Raw genomic sequence first — 17,635 nt, 5'->3', positions numbered from 1 at the left:
ACCCCTGTCAACCCTTTAAATTGCTTTTAAGACAATGATTTGCGCTTCTTTCTGATTTCTTCTTGGGGAGAAGAAACCCGTGGGCTGACGTTGCTGCGGGGCGCACTTTACAAGCCTTTGCCTTACAGTTCAACGCCCTATCGAAAAAAAAGGCCTCGCAATGCGAGGCCTTCACTTTATAGCCCTACTGACTGGACTCAGTGGAAGACGATTTCGTCGTTTTCCACCGTGGCCTTGACGCTGGTGCCCGGCATAAAGCTGCCCGACAGAATCAACTGGGCCAGCGGGTTTTCGATCCAGCGCTGGATCGCACGCTTCAACGGCCGTGCGCCATACACCGGGTCGTAACCGACCGCGATCAGCTTGTCCAACGCCTCGGGGCTCAGCTCCAGCGCCAGCTCGCGCTCAGCCAGACGGCTGCGCAGGCGGCCCAACTGGATCTCGGTGATGCCCGCGATCTGATCCCGCGCCAAAGGCTCGAAGATCACCACTTCATCGACCCGGTTGATGAATTCCGGACGGAAGTGCGTGGTCAGCGCATCCATCACAGCTGCGCGCTGGGCTTCACGATCGCCCACCAGTTCCTGGATCTGCACCGACCCCAGGTTGGAGGTCATCACGATCACCGTGTTGCGGAAATCCACAGTACGCCCGTGGCTGTCCGTCAGCCGGCCATCTTCCAGCACCTGCAGCAAGATGTTGAACACGTCCGGGTGGGCCTTCTCGACCTCATCCAGCAGGATCACCGAGTAGGGCTTGCGCCGTACCGCTTCGGTCAGGTAACCGCCTTCCTCGTAGCCTACGTAGCCCGGTGGCGCCCCGATCAGGCGAGCCACGGAATGTTTCTCCATGAACTCGGACATATCGATCCGCACCATGGCTTCTTCGGTGTCGAAGAGGAACTCGGCCAAGGCCTTGCACAACTCGGTCTTACCCACACCGGTCGGGCCGAGGAACATGAACGAGCCACTTGGGCGATTCGGGTCGGACAACCCGGCACGGGAACGCCGTACCGCGTTGGACACCGCCACCACCGCCTCTTCCTGGCCGATGACGCGCTGGTGCAACAGGCTTTCCATCTTCATCAGCTTGTCGCGTTCGCCTTCGAGCATTTTCGACACGGGGATACCGGTCCACTTCGAGACAACTTCGGCAATTTCTTCCTCGGTCACCTTGCTGCGCAGCAATTGGTTCTCGCTGTGACCATGCTGGTCGACCATCTGCAGGCTGCGTTCCAGGTCCGGGATCACCCCGTACTGCAACTCGGCCATGCGGTTCAGGTCGCCCTTACGGCGTGCGGTTTCCAGCTCCTGGCGCGACTGCTCGATCTTTTGCTGGATCTGTGCCGAACCCTGTACTTCAGCTTTTTCCGCGTTCCAGATTTCCTCGAGGTCCGAGTACTCGCGTTCCAGGCGGAGGATTTCTTCCTGGAGTTTTTCCAGGCGTTTTTTCGCCGCTTCGTCCTCTTCTTTTTTCAGTGCCTGGGATTCGACTTTCAGTTGAATCAGGCGCCGATCCAGACGGTCGAGCACTTCCGGCTTGGAGTCGATCTCCATGCGGATACGGCTGGCCGCTTCGTCGATCAGGTCGATGGCCTTGTCGGGCAACTGCCGGTCGGTGATATAGCGATGGCTCAATTTCGCCGCCGCAATGATCGCGCCGTCAGTGATCGCTACCTTGTGGTGGACCTCATAGCGTTCTTTCAGGCCCCGCAGGATCGCGATGGTGTCTTCTTCGCTCGGTTCTTCCACCAGCACTTTCTGGAAACGCCGCTCAAGGGCCGCATCCTTCTCGATGTACTGGCGGTATTCGTTGAGCGTGGTGGCACCCACGCAGTGCAACTCGCCCCGCGCCAAGGCAGGCTTGAGCATGTTGCCGGCGTCCATCGAGCCTTCGCCTTTACCGGCGCCGACCATGGTGTGCAGCTCGTCGATAAACAGAATGATCTGCCCTTCCTGCTTCGACAGCTCGTTAAGCAGGGATTTGAGACGCTCTTCGAACTCGCCGCGGAATTTCGCGCCGGCGATCAGCGACCCCATGTCCAGGGACAGCAGGCGCTTGCCCTTGAGGCCGTCCGGCACTTCACCGTTGATGATGCGCTGGGCCAGGCCCTCGGCAATCGCGGTTTTACCCACGCCAGGCTCACCGATCAGCACCGGGTTGTTCTTGGTACGGCGCTGCAGGACCTGGATGGTGCGACGAATCTCGTCGTCACGGCCGATCACCGGGTCCAGCTTGCCTTCTTCGGCGCGCTTGGTCAGGTCGACAGTGTATTTATCCAGGGCCTGGCGCGACTCCTCGTGGTTGGGGTCGTTCACCGCTTCGCCGCCACGCAGGTTGTTGATGGCGTTTTCCAGGGCTTTTTTGCTGACGCCCTGGCCCAGCAACAATTTGCCGAGCTTGCTGTTTTCGTCCATGGCGGCGAGCAGCACCAGCTCGCTGGAGATGAACTGGTCGCCCTTCTGCTGAGCCAGGCGGTCCGCTTGATTGAGCAGGCGCGCCAGGTCCTGGGACATATTCACGTCGCCCGTAGGATTCTGGATTTTCGGCAGTTGGTCGAGCTCTTTGCTCAACTCCTTGCGCAGGCTGTTGACGTCGAAGCCCACCTGCATCAGCAAGGGCTTGATAGAACCACCTTGCTGTTCCAGGAGCGCCTGCATCAAGTGCGCGGGCTCAATGGCCGGGTGGTCGAGGCCGACCGCCAGGGATTGGGAGTCGGATAAGGCCAATTGCAATTTACTGGTTAAACGATCAATACGCATTAGTCACCTTCCTTTTGAGCAGGCCGGAGCTACAAACACATCCTGAATGAAGAAACCTGCCAGATAGCCCTATAGATGTGGTCGATTCTGGGAGATTCAAGCGTCGGACAGTTGACGTAGATCAGAAGAGTCTAGCGCTCCAGCCAAATAAGGGAGGCGAACCGACCCGTGCGTGGACTGCGGCGGAAAGAAAAGAAGCGCGGATCGTTCACGGTGCAGAACCCGCCACCGTAAACGGCAGTGATACCGCGGGCAGCCAGGCGCAAACGGGCCAGTTGGTAGATGTCGGCCATGAACTTGCCAGGGTTGAGGCTGGGCACAAAGGCCTGGGCGGTGCCCGGCAGTTGCTGCACGAACGCTTCCCGCACTTCCGGGCCGACTTCGAAGGCTTGCGGGCCAATGGCCGGGCCCAGCCAGACCAATATGTCGGCAGGCTCGGCTTGCAGGCTTTCGGCGGTGGCCTCCAGCACGCCCGCGGCCAAGCCACGCCAACCCGCGTGAGCGGCGGCGACGCGTGTGCCGGCGCGGTTGCAGAACAACGCAGGCAGGCAATCGGCGGTCATGGAGGTGCAGGCGATGCCCGGCGTGCTGGTCCAACTGCCGTCGGCTTCGGCAATGCGCTCGGGGTCGGCCTCGACCACGTTCACGCCGTGGACCTGGCGGAGCCAGGCCGGCCGGACATGAAAGACTTCGGTGAGGCGACGGCGATTTTCAAGCACAGCCTCGGGGCTGTCCTCGACGTGATCGCCCAGGTTGAGGCTGTCGAACGGCGCCAGGCTGACGCCGCCCGCACGGGTGGTGACGCAGGCCTTGACCTGAGCCGGCGCGGGCCAGTCAGGAATCAGCCAGTCACTCATCCGATAAATGCCTCGCGATCCTGCCTGAGCAGCGACAGCAACCAGACCAGATCGTCCGGCAGAGGCGATTCCCAGCTCATCCGCTTACCGCTCGTCGGATGATCCAGCTCCAGGAACCGCGCATGCAGCGCCTGACGCGGGAAGGACTTCAGCGATTCAACCATGGTGGCACTGGCCGCCGGCGGAATACGGAAGCGACCGCCGTAGGCCGGATCTCCGACCAACGGGAAGTTGATGTGCGCCATGTGTACGCGAATCTGGTGGGTACGGCCGGTTTCCAGCTTGACCCGCACATGGGTGTGGGACCGGAAACGCTCCAGCACACGGTAGTGGCTGACGGCCTGCTTGCCGCCTTCCATCACCGCCATACGCTGGCGCTGCTGGCCGTGACGACCGATAGGCGCATTGATCTTGCCACCCGCCACCACGACGCCGATCACGATGCACTCGTAGATCCGGCTGACGCTGCGGCTCTGCAACTGTGTAACCAGCTGCGTCTGGGCCTGAATGGTCTTGGCCACCACCATCAAGCCGGTCGTGTCCTTGTCCAGGCGGTGTACGATGCCGCAGCGCGGGACATTGATGATGTCCGGCACATGGTGCAACAGAGCATTGAGCAAGGTGCCATCAGCGTGCCCGGCCGCCGGGTGAACCACCAGGCCTGCGGGTTTGTTGATGACCAGGATGTCGTCGTCTTCATAGACGATGTCCAGCTCGATGTCCTGGGCGATCCATTCTCCCTGGGCTTCCTGCTCGGCAGTCAGCTCAAGAATCGCACCGCCATGGACTATGTCTCGCGGGCGGATAACCGCTCCATCCACAGTCAGGCGGCCGTCTTTGATCCAGGCGGAAAGGCGCGAGCGCGAGTGCTCAGCGAATAATTGTGCGGCGACTTGATCGAGGCGTTGGCCGCCCAATTCGGACGGCACCTCTGCGCGAAGTTCAATTTTATCGGACATGCTCAGACTAGGCGTGGCACAGCCTTTGGTTTCGGCTGCGCGCTTGTGGTTAAATACGGCGTCTTTTGCCCCGATGCTTTCAACGGGGCGCTCATCATAACAGGACGGCCCCGCCCAAGACAGCGGCCGTCATAGGGACGCAAGCCGCCATGCAAGTGAAACACCTGCTGCTGATCGCCATCCTCGCCATGACTGCTGCTTGCTCGTCAACAAAGGAAGTCGTCGACGAAAACCTGAGCGAAGTCGAGCTGTATCAACAAGCTCAAAAAGACTTGGACAATAATAGCTACACCAGTGCCACAGCCAAGCTGAAGGCCCTGGAGTCGCGCTATCCGTTCGGGCGCTACGCCGACCAGGCCCAGCTCGAGCTGATCTACGCCAACTACAAGAACGCCGAGCCGGAAGCCGCCAAGTCCGCCGCCGAGCGTTTTATCCGCCTGCACCCGCAACACCCGAACGTCGACTACGCCTACTACCTCAAGGGCCTGACCTCGTTCGACCAGGACGTTGGCCTGCTGGCGCGCTTCCTGCCGCTGGACATGACCAAGCGTGACCCGGGCGCTGCCCGCGACTCCTACAACGAGTTCGCCCAGCTGACCAGCCGCTATCCCAACAGCCGCTACGCGCCGGACGCCAAGCAGCGCATGATCTACCTGCGCAACCTGCTGGCCTCCTACGAAATCCACGTGGCCCACTACTACCTGACCCGTCAGGCTTACGTGGCAGCCGCCAACCGTGGTCGCTATGTCGTGGAAAACTTCCAGGAAACCCCTTCCGTGGGTGACGGCCTGGCGGTGATGACCGAGGCCTACCAGCGCCTGCACCTGGACGCCCTGGCGGCCACCAGCCTGGAAACCCTGAAGCTCAACTACCCGGATCACCCAAGCCTGAAAGACGGCCAGTTCGTGCCTCAGGTTGCCGAAGCGGACAACCGTTCGTGGCTGAGCAAGTACACCCTGGGCCTGATCGAGTCGCGTCCACCGCTGCCGCCGGGTGAAACCCGCGCCAACCAGGACGTGATGAAACAGTTCCAGGACGCCAAGGAAGCCATCCCTGCGGACCTCAAGCCCCATGATGAAAATGGCGATGTGATCGAAGAACAAGCGCCGCAAGCCCTGGGCAACAACCAAGACCGCTCGTGGTTCAGCTACATGACCTTCGGTGTGTTCGACTGATCATCCGACGCAACGTAAAAAGGGAGCCCTCGAGGCTCCCTTTTTTATGCGCAAGCATTATTGCGCTGTGCGCCTGCCACGTCCTTGGCTAAACTGGCGCATTCCTTGTCGAGAAACTGCCCATCATGGTTCGTCTACTGTTCTGGATTGCCGTCATTGCTGCCGCGGTATGGTTCTGGCGCAAATTCAAAAACCCGGCCGTCAAACAACAACGCTCCGGCGAACCCGACGCAACGCCAATGGTGCGCTGCGCTCACTGCGGCGTACATCTGCCGCAGGACCGAGCACTAAGCTCACGGCAAGAATGGTATTGCACCCAGGCGCATCTGGAGCAAGGGCCGAAAGCTATCCAACGTTGATCCGACCTGCGGGCGCGTAGGGCGCCGGGTCGATGATCGGCGTGTGCCCCAGCAACAAATCGGCGAATAACTGGCACGACGCCGGCGCCAGCACGAGGCCGTTGCGGTAATGCCCGCAATTGAGCCACAGCCCGTTGAAACCGGGGACAGGACCGATGTAGGGAATACCTTCCGGCGAGCCTGGCCGCAGGCCCGCCCAATGGCCCACCACCTCGGCATCCGCCAGGGCGGGAATCAACTCCACGGCCGAAGCCTTCAGGCTCTCCAGCGCCGATCCGGTCGGCGTCTTGTCGAACCCTTCATGTTCCAGGGTACTGCCAATCAGAATGTGCCCGTCACGCCGCGGGATCGCATAACGTCCGTTGGCCAGGACCATGCTCGACAGAAAGTCCGAGGCGCATTTGTACAAAATCATCTGGCCTTTGACCGGCTCAACCGGCAGCGACAGGCCCAGCTTGTCCAGCAACTGCCCACTCCAGGCCCCCGCCGCAAGCACGACCTGATCACCGAGCACCGGCCCGGCAGGCGTATTCACGCCGACGATGTTGTCGCCGTCCAACACAAACCCGTCAACTTCGCACTGTTCATGAATCGTCACGCCTGGCAGCGCCAGCAGCGCCGCCTTGAGGGATTTGATCAGGCGCGGGTTGCGCACATTCGCCACATTCGCCATGTAGATCGCCTGGGAGTAACCACCGCCCAGCACCGGAACCGCATCATGGGCGACCGACACATCCACCTTGCTCAATGGCCGCCCTTCGCGCGCGGCCCAGGCCAATGCGTCGGCTTCATCCTCCAGGTCCAGCCAGTAGAGGCCGGTGGTGTGGACCTCCGGGTCAACGCCGGTATCGGCAAACAAGCGCTCGGCCAGTTGTGGATAAAAGTCCTGGGACCAATGAGCCAAAGCCGTGACTGCCGGGCTGTAGCGCCACGGGTACAGTGGCGAGACAATGCCGCCGCCTGCCCACGAGGACTCCTGCCCGAGCCCCGAGCGTTCCAGCAGTACGACTGCCAGGCCCTGGGTCGCCAGGTTGAACGCCGTCAACAAGCCGATTACTCCGCCACCGACCACCACCACTCGCTGTTGCTTAGCCATCATTTGATCCAGCCGATAAAAAGGGAAAAGCGCACTCGGCGCCCACTCATGGAGTACACCCATCACTGCCCCCAGCATGTCTTGCGCGACATGCCTGGGGCCGCTCCGGGGTTGGTCCGCGCACCGCTACTGGTCAGGCTGAATGCCCCGCAAGCGTCACCTGCCATGACAGAGTCGACGCCTGGTGTGGCCAACAGGCTGAAATCCTGAGGGTTCAGCGCAGCCGTGATTCTATAGCGATCATTGCCGACGCTGACGCCGCTTGCATCAATAAAACTGCCATTGCTCGTGTAATACCGCTCCAGAGACTGAGCTTGCTCGGTCAACAGCACGACAATTTCCGCGCGATAGGCCTTGTTCACATGGCCGACATACGCCGGATAAACGACACCGGCCAGCACCGCGACGATCGCCACGGCAGTCAGTAACTCAATCAATGTAAAACCCTGGCTATCCATGCCCATTGCGCCGCTCCTCAGTAAAGTTGTCGCCACATCACTCGCTGAAACCGCGAGCGCCCCCCCTCGTCCACCCGCGCATACATGGCCTCCAGCACCGTGCGCGATTGGCCACGGAGCCCCACCGCCGTAACCCGATAGAGCATTGCCGGCATCTGCGCAGGCAAATGAGCCAGCCCCACGACAGGTCCGAGCGCTTGAACCGCGTAAAGACCACCGTCCATGGCGGCCCAGTTCACCCTCGAAACGGGATCGGTTCCGGGAGCTATCACCGAAGACGACTCGCGCGGCGGCGCACAGGTGATGATCGCCGCGCACACAGGCCACGCGGCGCCTGCCCGCCGCACGGCCGCCTCCCCCAGCCTCAGGCCACTTTCGGCACTTTGCAGCGACTGGTTGCGATGCCAGACACTGCCAACGACCTTCTGCTGGGACACCGCACCCTGCATCGAAGACAACGCGATCAGCGATAACAGCAACAGGAACACCAGGCTGATCAGCAGCACCATGCCCGCCTGCCGTCGTTCAACAACACGAAACCCTGCCATGGTCGCCCTACCCCAGCCGGTTGCGCAGCGCTGCAACCACGCTCCAGGTTTGCGCCTTCACCAACCCGTCCGGGTCTTGCAGCGTCAAACGGATGCGTACACTGCGTATCAGCGAATTGTCGGCCGGGCCGGGGTCATACCCCACCACCGGCGTCGAGTCAGGCTTGGCTGCGACGCCGAAACTGATCTCGAACGCCTGCACGTTGTCCACCAGCACCGCCCTGGCCGGGGCTGACGGGGTACTGACTTTCAGCTGGCCAGCCTCGAAGGTGTAGGTGAGCTGACGTATCGCAAAGCGTATCTGCCCCGGCACGGCGGGTGGTGGCGTACCGGTATAAGCGTGGGCAGAGCCGGAGCAGTCGGACAATACGGTCCAATCCGGCGTGCCGCCGTCCTCGCCGACCTCAGCGCTGACCAGCGTCAGCGACCTTGCGTCACCCGTGGCACTCCAGCTGATTGGTCGATCGAAAGCCAACGGCGCACCTTCGATCGATGCCGTAGCCAGGCAACCGAACATGCCCGCCAGGCGAATGTCCTGAATCAGCTTGCCGAGCGCAAACCGCGCATCATCCTGCAGCAGCATGGCGGCCTGCTGGCTGGCATCGGTGGTTCGAGCGCTGATGGCGATTTGGCTGAACCCAAGGCTCAGCACCAACCCGAGCGTCAACGCCAGCAGCAGCTCCAACACACTGAAACCCCGCACCCGCCGATTCATTGCGACACCTGCGATTCATCGGCGATGCGGCTGGTGAGTGTGAGCGTTTCCCTCGCCCCGGCTTTTTTTGCCCCCCTGGCATCATCCCAACTGATGCTCACGGTCACCTCGTCGGCACGAACGAGCACCGAGCCACTGCCGCTGTCGCCAGCGAAACCGATGATATTGGCCTCGAAATCGTGCAGGTCGAGGTCGCGCACGCTGCCCGTCGACGTGAACAGTGGCGCGCGCTCGGTTCGCACCCACGAATAGTCGGCGCCAGCATTGGCGCGAATGCGGTCCAGCATGTCGTAGGCGATGAAGCTGGCCTGGCTGGTCATCCGCGTACTGTCGGTGTACTTGAGCGCATTGAGCTGGACCACCGCAGCGCCCAGCAGGCCGATCACCAGAATCAGCACCGCCACCACCACCTCGATCAGGGTCATGCCGGTTTGGTGGCGGGAAGTCACTGGTCGAAACAAAGCAGTCGAGCAAGCAAGCATTACCGTCGTCATCCCTGTCAGAGGCCGGAAAAAGCAGGAAAAACCTGCTGTGCGGCCCAAGACTAGCGGCGGTTTTCGGCCTGTGCCGCTCCCGGAACAAAGGGAAATACTTTGGACATAAAGGCCAGCATTCAACGCCACGACCGGAGCGCTATACCTAAGCATGCCACCTGAATATTCATCGAGTCCACGGAGGGACCGCACATGACACAACGAGGCTTCACCCTGATCGAACTACTGCTCGGGCTGATCCTGAGCGGCATCCTCGCGCAGCTGGCGGTCCCCAGTTTCAAGGGGTTGCTGGAGTCCCAGCAGCGACACAGTGCGGCCCAGTCTCTGGTTGGCGGCCTGCGCTATGCGCGCAGCGAAGCCATCGCACGCAACCGGGCGGTAGTCATTCATGCCTTGGACGACGATTGGAGCCGGGGCTGGCGGGTGATCGTGGACCTGAACGGGCGCGGCCATCTGGACGACGATAATCCCGTACTGCTGGAGCACCAGGACAATGGGCGCGTACCGATCGTGGGCAATGGCCCGGTCAGGAGCCAGGTACGCTTCAGCGGGCTGGGCGAGCCGGTCTTTTCCGGCGGGGGCTTTCGTGCCGGCACCGTGCATGTATGCGCCACGGATCAGGCACAAAGCCTGTTTCAAGTGGTGCTGGCCCCCAGCGGACGCATCAGCCTGCGCCGGGATAAAACCGAGCAGGCATTATGCCGGGGCTCGCTCAACACCCTGGGACTCAGAGCAGCGAACGCACCCGCAGCTCCTTGGGCATGGAGAAAGTGATGTTCTCCTCACGACCGGCCAACTCATCGGCACCGGTAGCGCCCCAGGCCTGCAACTGCTGGATCACACCGCGCACCAGCACTTCCGGTGCCGAGGCGCCCGCAGTGATACCGATGCGCTCGACGCCGTCGAACCAGCTGCGCTGCATGTCCTCGGCGCCGTCGATCAGGTACGCCGGCGTGGCCATGCGTTCAGCCAGTTCACGCAGGCGGTTGGAGTTGGAGCTGTTAGGGCTGCCGACAACCAGCACCACATCACATTCATCGGCCAGTTGCTTGACTGCGTCCTGGCGGTTTTGCGTGGCGTAGCAGATGTCGTCCTTGCGTGGGCCGCCAATTGCCGGGAAGCGTGTGCGCAGGGCATCGATCACTCGGCTGGTGTCGTCCATCGACAACGTGGTCTGGGTGACGAAGGCCAAACGCTCAGGGTTGCGTACCTGCAGGTTGGCGACGTCTTTTTCGTCTTCCACCAGGTAGATCGCGCCACCGTTGCTGCCATCGTACTGGCCCATGGTGCCTTCGACTTCCGGGTGGCCGGCGTGGCCGATCAGGATGCATTCACGGCCATCGCGGCTGTAGCGCGCGACTTCGATATGCACCTTGGTAACCAATGGGCAGGTGGCATCGAACACTTTCAGGCCGCGGCCTGCCGCTTCGGTCCGCACCGCCTGGGATACGCCATGGGCGCTGAAGATAACGATAACGTCGTCCGGCACCTGGTCGAGTTCTTCGACAAAGATGGCGCCGCGAGCGCGCAAGTCTTCGACCACGAATTTGTTGTGGACGACTTCATGGCGCACATAAATCGGCGGCCCGAAGACTTCCAGGGCACGGTTGACGATTTCGATCGCGCGGTCCACGCCGGCGCAGAAGCCACGGGGGTTGGCGAGTTTGATTTGCATGCTGTGCCTCGTGTCTTTGTGGGAGCTGGCTTGCCTGCGATGCGGTCGACTCGGTGTATCAGGTACACCGAGGTGATGCCATCGCAGGCAAGCCAGCTCCCACACAAGCCAGCGCCCGCAGGAGCCGGTTCTGTCAGTTAGAGCGCTTTAACGTCGAAGATTTCTACGTCAAACGTCAAGGTTTTACCGGCCAACGGATGGTTGAAGTCGATGGTCACTTGCGCGTCATCGAAGGCTTTGACCACACCCGGCAGCTCGGTGTTCGCTGCATCGTTGAAGATCACCAGCAGGCCTTCCGACAGCTCCATGTCCTGGAACTGCGAACGCGGGATGATCTGTACGTTTTGCGGGTTGGGCTGGCCAAAGGCGTTTTCCGGCAGGATCTGCAGGGTACGCTTGTCGCCGGCCTTGAAGCCGAACAAGGCCGCTTCAAAACCCGGCAGCAGGTTGCCATCGCCCACCTTGAAGGTCGCGGGGGATTTGTCGAACGTGCTGTCGACCGTGTCGCCATTCTCCAGGCGCAATGCGAAATGCAAGGTGACTTCCGTGTTCTGGCCGATGCGTTGTTCAGCCAATACCTGATCAGTCATGAACGGTCTCTCCGGTTTTCTTACTTTTGAACATATCGAGTGCCAGCATGATTGCACCGACGGTGATGGCGCTGTCGGCAAAATTGAACGCGGGGAAGTACCAGCGGTTCTGCCAATGCACCAGAATGAAGTCGATCACATGGCCCAGGGCGATGCGGTCGTACAGGTTGCCCAGCGCGCCACCCAGCACCAGTGCCAAGGCGATGGCCAGCCAGGTGTCATCGCGCCCCAGGCGCTTGAGCCAGACCACCAGCACCGCACTGACCACCACGGCGATCAGGGCGAACAACCAGCGTTGCCAGCCGCCGCCATCGGCCAGGAAGCTGAACGCCGCGCCCGTGTTATAGGCCAGCGTCCAGCTGAAGTAATCCGGGATCACCACGATCTGCTGGAACATCTCCAGGGAGCCCTCGAAGTGAGCCTTGCTGACCTGGTCGATGACCAGGACCAGCACGCTCAATACGAGCCAGCCAAGACGTCCGAAACGACTGGCGTTAGGCATAGTGACGAACCTCGCCGGCACCGCTGATGTTGTCGACGCAACGACCGCAGATTTCCGGATGCTCAGGGTTCACGCCGACATCTTCACGGCAGTGCCAGCAACGGGCGCACTTGGGGAAGGCCGACTTGACGACTTTGAGCTTCAGGCCAGGCACTTCGGTGGCCACGGCGTCCGCCGGGGCCTGGGCGAATGGCGCCAGGCTCGCGGTGGAGGTGATCAGCACGAAGCGCAGTTCGTTGCTCAGCTTGGCCAGGTCGGCGCTCAGGCCCTCCTCGGCAAACAGGGTGACTTCGGCTTGCAGGTTGCCACCGACGGCCTTGGCCGCGCGCTGCACTTCCAGCTCCTTGTTCACGGCCACTTTCACCGCCATCACGCCGTCCCAGTACTCGCGACCCAGTTCGAAGTCGGCCGGCAGTTCGGTCAGGCCTTCGTACCAAGTGTTGAGCATCACCGATTCGTTGCGCTCGCCCGGCAGGTATTCCCACAGTTCGTCGGCGGTGAAGGCCAGGATCGGTGCGATCCAGCGCACCAGCGCTTCGGAGATGTGGTACAGCGCGGTCTGCGCCGAGCGGCGCGCCTTGCTGTTGACGCCGGTGGTGTACTGGCGGTCCTTGATGATGTCGAGGTAGAAACCGCCCAGCTCCTGCACGCAGAAGTTGTGGATCTTCGAGTAGACGTTCCAGAAGCGGTATTCGCCGTAGTGCTCTTGCAACTCGCGCTGCAGCAACAGGGTACGGTCCACGGCCCAACGGTCCAGGGCGAGCATGTCCTCGGCCGGCAGGATGTCGGTGGCCGGGTTGAAACCGGTCAGGTTCGACAGCATGAAGCGTGCGGTATTGCGGATACGGCGGTAGGCATCGGCGCTACGCTGCAGGATCTGCTCCGACACGGCCATCTCGCCCGAATAATCGGTCGAGGCCACCCACAGACGCATGATATCGGCGCCCAGGGTGTCGTTGACCTTTTGCGGCGCGATCACGTTGCCCAGGGACTTGGACATCTTGCGGCCGTTTTCGTCGACGGTGAAACCGTGGGTCAGCAGTTCGCGGTACGGTGCGTGGTCGTCGATGGCGCAACCTGTCAAAAGCGACGAGTGGAACCAGCCGCGGTGCTGGTCCGAACCTTCCAGGTACAGGTCGGCGCGCGGGCCGGCCGCATGCCCCATCGGGTGCGAACCGCGCAGCACGTGCCAATGGGTGGTGCCGGAGTCGAACCACACGTCGAGGGTGTCGCTGATCTTGTCGTACAGCGGCGCTTCGTCGCCCAGCAGCTCGACGGCGTCCAGCTTGAACCAGGCTTCGATGCCTTCCAGCTCAACGCGCTGGGCCACGACTTCCATCAGTTCGACGGTACGCGGGTGCAGCTCGCCGCTTTCCTTGTTGAGGAAGAACGGGATCGGCACGCCCCAGTTGCGCTGGCGGGAGATGCACCAGTCCGGACGGTTGGCGATCATCGAGTGCAGGCGCGCCTGACCCCAGGCCGGGACGAACTTGGTGTCTTCGATGGCTTTGATCGCGCGGTTGCGCAAGGTGTCGCCGCTGGCCGGTTCTTTATCCATGCCGATGAACCACTGCGCAGTGGCGCGGTAGATCAGCGGGGTCTTGTGGCGCCAGCAGTGCATGTAGCTGTGCTTGATGGTCTCGGTGTGCAGCAGCGCGCCGACTTCCGACAGCTTGTCGATGATCGGCTGGTTGGCCTTGAAGATGAACTGGCCACCGAAGAATTCCAGGGACGGCGCATAAACACCGTTGCTCTGCACCGGGTTCAAGATGTCGTCGTTGACCATGCCGTAGGCCTTGCAGGTCACGAAGTCGTCTACGCCGTAAGCAGGCGCGGAATGAACGATGCCGGTGCCGGCGCCCAGTTCAACGTAGTCAGCCAGGTACACCGGCGACAGGCGGTCGTAGAACGGGTGACGGAAGTTGATCAGTTCCAGCGCGGAACCGGTGGTGGTGGCGATCACCGAACCTTCCAGCGCGTAACGCGCCAGGCAGGCTTCGACCATCTCTTCGGCCAGCACCAGCAGGCGATCACCGACATCCACCAGGGCGTAGGTGAATTCCGGGTGGACGTTCAGCGCCTGGTTGGCGGGGATGGTCCATGGGGTGGTGGTCCAGATCACGATGGCGGCTGGCTTGGCCAGGCTTGCCAGGCCAAAGGCCGCGGCCAGCTTGGCGTCGTCGGCGATCGGGAAGGCCACGTCGATGGTCGAGGACTTCTTGTCTTCGTACTCGACTTCCGCCTCAGCCAGGGCCGAACCGCAGTCGAAGCACCAGTTCACGGGCTTGAGGCCCTTGAACACGAAACCGCCCTTGACGATTTCGGCCAAGGCGCGGATTTCACCGGCTTCGTTCTTGAAGTCCATGGTTTTGTACGGGTTGGCCCAGTCGCCCAGGACACCCAGGCGGATGAACTCGGACTTCTGCCCTTCGATCTGCTCGGTGGCGTAGGCACGGCACAGTTCGCGGGTTTTATCGGCGCCCAGGTTCTTGCCGTGGGTCACTTCGACTTTGTGTTCGATCGGCAGGCCGTGGCAATCCCAACCCGGGACATACGGCGCGTCGAATCCCGACAGGGTCTTCGAGCGGACGATCATGTCCTTGAGAATCTTGTTCAGCGCATGACCGATGTGAATCGTGCCGTTGGCATAAGGAGGGCCGTCGTGCAGGACGAATTTCGGACGATCCTTGCCAATTTCGCGCAACTTTCCGTACAGGCCAATACTGTCCCAGCGCTGCAGGATCTGCGGTTCGCGCTGTGGCAGGCCGGCCTTCATTGGGAAGGCGGTGTCCGGAAGGTTTAGCGTGGCTTTATAGTCGGTCATTTAAGGCTCTTCGGTTAGCGATGGGCGCTAGGTGCGGCTAGGGCACGGGCGGCGGCGACATCCGCATTGATCGCCGTTTTCAACGCCTCGAGGGAGGCGAAACGCTGCTCTTCACGCAGCTTTTGGTGGAAAACCACCGTCAAACGCCGGTCATACAGATCACCGGCAAAATCCAAAAGGTGAACTTCCAGGTGGGCCTTGCCATCACCTGCAACCGTGGGCCTGACGCCTATATTGGCGACTCCCGGCCACGATTGGCCGTCGATGTCGACGCTCACCAGGTAAACCCCGGTCAGCGGCACACGACGGCGCTTGAGCTGCACGTTGGCGGTTGGCGTGCCCAGTTGGCGCGCCAGCTTCTGGCCGTGCAATACCCGCCCGGCAATGCGGAACGGGCGACCGAGCAAACGCTCGGCCAAGGCGAAGTCGGCAGCGGCCAGGGCATTACGCACCTGGGTACTGCTCACGCGCAGGCCGTCCAGTTCGACGGTTTGCGCGGCTTCGACGGTAAAACCCTGGGTTACGCCGGCGTGCTGCAGAAAATCGAAATCGCCGACCCGATCACAGCCGAAACGGAAGTCGTCGCCGACCTCCAGGTGCTGTACGCCCAAGCCATCCACCAGGATACGGTCGACGAACTCGGCGGCGCTGAGGCTGCGCAAACGCTGGTTGAAGGCCAGGCACAGCACACGGTCCACGCCCTCCTCGGCCAACAGTTGCAGCTTGTCGCGCAAGCGGGCCAGGCGCGCTGGCGCCGTTTCCGGGGTAAAGAATTCCCGCGGCTGTGGCTCAAAAATCACCACGCAGCTGGGCACGCCCAACTCGACCGCGCGCTCGCGCAGCCGGGCCAGGATAGCCTGGTGGCCACGGTGTACACCGTCAAAGTTGCCAATAGTGGCGACGCAGCCCCGATGCTGGGGGCGCAGGTTGTGGAGACCTCGAACCAGCTGCATAACGCGCTTCTTGCTCATAAAGTGGTCGATTATAACCACACCCGGCCCCGGATCACAGGCAACAGCGCAGGGCAAAATGGATGGAATCGATAAAACACCGGTTTTATCGCGGCAAACTCGCTAACCCAGCGCCTTGCGATTGAAATCCCGCAGGCGGAAACCTTGCAGCAGCAACATCCCGAAGTACACCACCACGCCCGCCACCACCAGCACGCCCAGGCGCAAGAAACGCTCGAGCATATGGCCTTGATCCCAGGCCGGCATGAAGTGCATCAGGCCCAGCAATACCGCCGACATCATCGCCACCGCCACCAGCAGCTTGAGGGCAAACATGCCCCAGCCAGGCTGCGGCTGGAACATCTGCTGTTTGCGCAGTTGGTAAAACAGCAGGCCGGCATTGATACAGGCACCGGCGCTGATGGCCAGGGCCAGGCCGGCATGCGCCAGCGGACCGATGAACACCAGGTTGAGCAGTTGCGTGACGACCAGCGTGAAGATCGCGATCTTCACCGGCGTGCGGATGTTTTGCTGGGCGTAGAACCCCGGCGCCAGCACTTTGATCACGATAATCCCAAGCAGACCGACCGAGTAAGCGATCAGCGCGCGCTGAGTCATCAAGGCATCGTGTGCGCCGAATTGCCCGTACTGGAACAACGACACCGTCAGCGGCTCGGCGAGGATTCCCAGGGCCAGGGAGCACGGCAACACCAGCACGAAGCACAGGCGCAGGCCCCAATCGAGAATGCGCGAGTATTCATGGCGGTCCTTGCTCGCGTAAGTACGCGCCAGCGTCGGCAGCAGAATCGTGCCCAGGGCCACGCCGAGGACGCCGGACGGCAGCTCCATCAAGCGATCGGCGTAGTACATCCACGACACCGAACCGGACACCAGCAATGAGGCGAACGCGGTGTTGATGATCAGCGAAATCTGGCTGACCGAAACCCCGAGGATCGCCGGCAGCATATTGCGCATCACGCGCCAGACGCCGGTGTCCTTGAGGTTCAGGCGCGGCAACACGAGCATGCCGATCTTTTTCAGGTGCGGCAGTTGGTAGAGCAATTGCGCCAGGCCGCCGGCCAGGACGGCCCAGCCCAGGGCCATGACCGGCGGATCGAAGTAGGGAGTGAGGAACAGCGCGAAAATAATCATGCTGACGTTAAGCAGGGTCGGCACGAACGCCGGCACCGAGAAACGGTTCCAGGTATTGAGGATGGCGCCAGCCAGGGATGACAGGGAAATCAGCAATATGTAGGGGAAAGTCACCCGCAGCAGATCAGTGGTCAGTGCGAATCTTTCCGGCGTATTGGCAAAACCAGGCGCCGTGGCCCAGATCACCCACGGCGCGGCGAGCATGCCGGCCACAGTCACCAGCATCAACACCAGGGTCAGCAAGCCCGAGACATAGGCGATGAATGTGCGGGTCGCCTCCTCGCCCTGCTGCGTCTTGTATTCCGCCAGAATCGGCACGAACGCCTGGGAAAACGCGCCCTCGGCGAAGATCCGCCGCAACAGGTTGGGCAGTTTAAAGGCAATGAAGAACGCATCCGTGGCCATGCTGGCGCCGAAAATGCGAGCCAACAAGGTGTCACGCACAAACCCCAATACCCGGGAAATCATCGTGATTGAGCTGACGGCAGCCAACGATTTGAGCAGATTCATTGAAAGAGT

The 17,635-nt window shown here is 61.7% G+C and carries 17 protein-coding genes; 3 read left to right on the top strand and 14 right to left on the bottom strand.

All coding sequences use genetic code 11. The features are described from left to right. Window positions 1–197: 197 nt before the first annotated feature. The 3 genes from clpB to rluD all read right to left on the bottom strand — a co-directional run bounded on the left by clpB (window position 198) and on the right by rluD (window position 4,578). A complete protein-coding gene (clpB, locus tag MOQ67_RS05055; RefSeq protein ID WP_017845477.1) occupies window positions 198–2,762 on the bottom strand; it encodes an ATP-dependent chaperone ClpB in 2,565 nt (854 codons plus the stop codon). A 131-nt stretch (window positions 2,763–2,893) separates the two neighbouring features. Next, entirely contained in the window at window positions 2,894–3,619 is a 726-nt protein-coding gene (pgeF, locus tag MOQ67_RS05050) for a peptidoglycan editing factor PgeF (RefSeq protein ID WP_104903961.1), read from the bottom strand. Beyond that, complete coding sequence (rluD, locus tag MOQ67_RS05045) at window positions 3,616–4,578, bottom strand: 23S rRNA pseudouridine(1911/1915/1917) synthase RluD (RefSeq protein WP_046488081.1); 963 nt, start codon at window positions 4,576–4,578, stop codon at window positions 3,616–3,618. The genes pgeF and rluD overlap by 4 nt, the downstream gene beginning before the upstream one ends. 149 nt (window positions 4,579–4,727) lie before the next feature. Here rluD and MOQ67_RS05040 point away from each other — a divergent pair, with 149 nt between their 5' ends. Together MOQ67_RS05040 and MOQ67_RS05035 are read left to right on the top strand one after the other, a co-directional pair. After that, the gene (locus MOQ67_RS05040; protein WP_017845480.1) at window positions 4,728–5,753 is read left to right on the top strand and encodes an outer membrane protein assembly factor BamD; all 1,026 of its coding nucleotides are present in this window, start codon (window positions 4,728–4,730) and stop codon (window positions 5,751–5,753) included. Window positions 5,754–5,878: 125 nt separating this feature from the next. Beyond that, window positions 5,879–6,112, top strand: coding sequence for a PP0621 family protein (locus tag MOQ67_RS05035; RefSeq protein WP_026139830.1), 234 nt, complete (start codon window positions 5,879–5,881; stop codon window positions 6,110–6,112). Here MOQ67_RS05035 and thiO read toward each other — a convergent pair. The 5 genes from thiO to pilV form a co-directional block, all read right to left on the bottom strand. Next, a complete protein-coding gene (gene thiO / locus MOQ67_RS05030) occupies window positions 6,099–7,208 on the bottom strand; it encodes a glycine oxidase ThiO (protein WP_046488079.1) in 1,110 nt (369 codons plus the stop codon). The two genes, MOQ67_RS05035 and thiO, sit on opposite strands and share 14 nt — an antisense overlap. A 62-nt stretch (window positions 7,209–7,270) precedes the next feature. Next, entirely contained in the window at window positions 7,271–7,672 is a 402-nt protein-coding gene (locus MOQ67_RS05025) for a type IV pilin protein (RefSeq protein ID WP_017845482.1), read from the bottom strand. An 11-nt stretch (window positions 7,673–7,683) separates the two neighbouring features. Next, a complete protein-coding gene (locus MOQ67_RS05020) occupies window positions 7,684–8,175 on the bottom strand; it encodes a pilus assembly PilX family protein (protein ID WP_232925416.1) in 492 nt (163 codons plus the stop codon). 46 nt (window positions 8,176–8,221) lie between these two features. After that, window positions 8,222–8,929 (bottom strand): PilW family protein, encoded by a 708-nt coding sequence (locus tag MOQ67_RS05015; RefSeq protein WP_198717090.1) that lies wholly within the window; start codon window positions 8,927–8,929, stop codon window positions 8,222–8,224. After that, entirely contained in the window at window positions 8,926–9,411 is a 486-nt protein-coding gene (gene pilV, locus MOQ67_RS05010) for a type IV pilus modification protein PilV (protein ID WP_032804232.1), read from the bottom strand. Before pilV ends, MOQ67_RS05015 begins: the two co-directional genes overlap by 4 nt. A 204-nt stretch (window positions 9,412–9,615) precedes the next feature. Between pilV and MOQ67_RS05005 the strand changes: the two genes are divergently transcribed. Next, on the top strand, window positions 9,616–10,197 hold the full coding sequence (locus MOQ67_RS05005) for a GspH/FimT family pseudopilin (protein ID WP_126585816.1): 582 nt from the start codon (window positions 9,616–9,618) through the stop codon (window positions 10,195–10,197). On the opposite strand, the gene ispH is transcribed toward MOQ67_RS05005, so the two are convergent. The 6 genes from ispH to murJ all read right to left on the bottom strand — a co-directional run bounded on the left by ispH (window position 10,151) and on the right by murJ (window position 17,626). Then, entirely contained in the window at window positions 10,151–11,098 is a 948-nt protein-coding gene (gene ispH, locus MOQ67_RS05000; RefSeq protein ID WP_017845487.1) for a 4-hydroxy-3-methylbut-2-enyl diphosphate reductase, read from the bottom strand. The two genes, MOQ67_RS05005 and ispH, sit on opposite strands and share 47 nt — an antisense overlap. A gap of 137 nt (window positions 11,099–11,235) precedes the next feature. Further along, complete coding sequence (gene fkpB, locus MOQ67_RS04995; protein WP_169850802.1) at window positions 11,236–11,673, bottom strand: FKBP-type peptidyl-prolyl cis-trans isomerase; 438 nt, start codon at window positions 11,671–11,673, stop codon at window positions 11,236–11,238. A 7-nt stretch (window positions 11,674–11,680) separates the two neighbouring features. Beyond that, the gene (gene lspA, locus MOQ67_RS04990) at window positions 11,681–12,190 is read right to left on the bottom strand and encodes a signal peptidase II (RefSeq protein ID WP_017845489.1); all 510 of its coding nucleotides are present in this window, start codon (window positions 12,188–12,190) and stop codon (window positions 11,681–11,683) included. Next, complete coding sequence (ileS, locus tag MOQ67_RS04985) at window positions 12,183–15,014, bottom strand: isoleucine--tRNA ligase (RefSeq protein WP_102617161.1); 2,832 nt, start codon at window positions 15,012–15,014, stop codon at window positions 12,183–12,185. The genes lspA and ileS overlap by 8 nt, the downstream gene beginning before the upstream one ends. Window positions 15,015–15,028: 14 nt before the next feature. After that, window positions 15,029–15,967, bottom strand: a complete 939-nt coding sequence (ribF, locus tag MOQ67_RS04980; protein ID WP_017845491.1) for a bifunctional riboflavin kinase/FAD synthetase — start codon at window positions 15,965–15,967, stop codon at window positions 15,029–15,031. A gap of 120 nt (window positions 15,968–16,087) precedes the next feature. After that, complete coding sequence (gene murJ / locus MOQ67_RS04975; RefSeq protein WP_017845492.1) at window positions 16,088–17,626, bottom strand: murein biosynthesis integral membrane protein MurJ; 1,539 nt, start codon at window positions 17,624–17,626, stop codon at window positions 16,088–16,090. Between the last annotated feature and the right edge of the window lie 9 nt (window positions 17,627–17,635).

This window comes from Pseudomonas sp. LY-1, assembly GCF_053502595.1.
This window is presented reverse-complemented; position numbering and strand designations above follow the sequence as displayed.